Genomic DNA, 1,194 nt, shown 5'->3' with positions numbered 1-1,194 from the left:
TCCCTCCGCCGCGGGTACCTCTCCCGCGGGTGCGCCGACGGCGAAGCCTCCAGGCATCGCGGCGCCAGCGGTGCCTCCCACGCAGCGACCCACGGTGGCCGCGATGCCCGCCATCACCGCGCCCATGCCGCAGCGACAGAGCGCCACGGGGTTGCCGTCAGCGGGCCCCGCCTCCACGCCCACGGGAGCGAGGCCCACGGTCGCCGCCATGCCCGCCGTGGGTGCGCCCGCGCCGCAGCGACAGAGCGCCACGGGGCTGCCGTCAGCGGGCCCCGCCTCCACGCCCACGGGAGCAAGGCCCACGGTCGCCGCCATACCCGCCGTGGGTGCGCCCCCGAGTCCGGGGACAGGCACGCCAGCACGTCGCGCTGGACCGCCGCCCCCGCCAACAGGTGAGGTCGATCCAAGTTCAGAGGTGACACCTCCCGGGGGCACGCAGCTGACGCCTCCGCCTGGCGCGGGAATAGGACCTCGCGCGACAGCCTCGGGCACGGCGCCTCGCGTGACGTCAGCGGGCATCCCGCCGATGACGCCCGCGCCCGTCACTGGGACGACACCTTCTGCCGCGGGCCCCACTCCTCGCGCGGCTCCAGCGGGCATCCCGCCGATGACGCCCGCGCCCGTCGCGGGCACGGCGCCGTCTGTTTCAAGCCCCGCATCACGTGCGACCGCGCCGGGCATCCCGCCGATGACGCCCGCGCCCGTCGCGGGCACGACACCCGCTGCGTCGGGTCCCGCTCCTCGCGCGACTCCAGCGGGCATTCCACCGATGACGCCGGCTCCTGTCTCGGGCGCCGTGCCATCGGGTCCCGCTCCTCGCGCGACTCCAGCGGGCATTCCACCGATGACGCCCGCACCCGTCGCGGGAGCCACGCCTCGCACGGCCGCGCCTGGCACGGTGCCTCCGCCCCCAGGGTCGGGCCCCGCTCCTCGTGCGACTCCAGCGGGCAGCGCACCGATGACGCCCGCTCCGGTCGCTGGCACACCGCCTCGCGCGGCGTCCACGAGCACGGTCCCTCCGCCTCCAGGGTCGGGCCCCGCTCCTCGGCCCACACCGGCGGGCATCGCTCCGATGACGCCCGCTGTCGCTGGAGCCTCGCCTCGCGTGGCGCCCATCGCGGGCACGCCGCCTCGCGCGGCCCCGGCCATCACCTCGCCCCTGACGCCCCCGCCCGTCGCGGGCGCCATCATCCC

General features: G+C 77.3%; 1 pseudogene. It reads right to left on the bottom strand.

Annotated features, from left to right (window positions below):
* Positions 1 to 303, bottom strand: a pseudogene (locus HUW62_RS48305) (molecular chaperone DnaJ); the annotation flags it as partial.
* Positions 304 to 1,194: the final 891 nt, after the last annotated feature.

It is taken from the genome of Myxococcus sp. AM011, from assembly GCF_013372595.1.
GTDB lineage: Bacteria > Myxococcota > Myxococcia > Myxococcales > Myxococcaceae > Myxococcus > Myxococcus eversor.
Note: the sequence above shows the minus strand (reverse complement) of the source record. Positions and strands in the feature narration are given on the sequence as shown.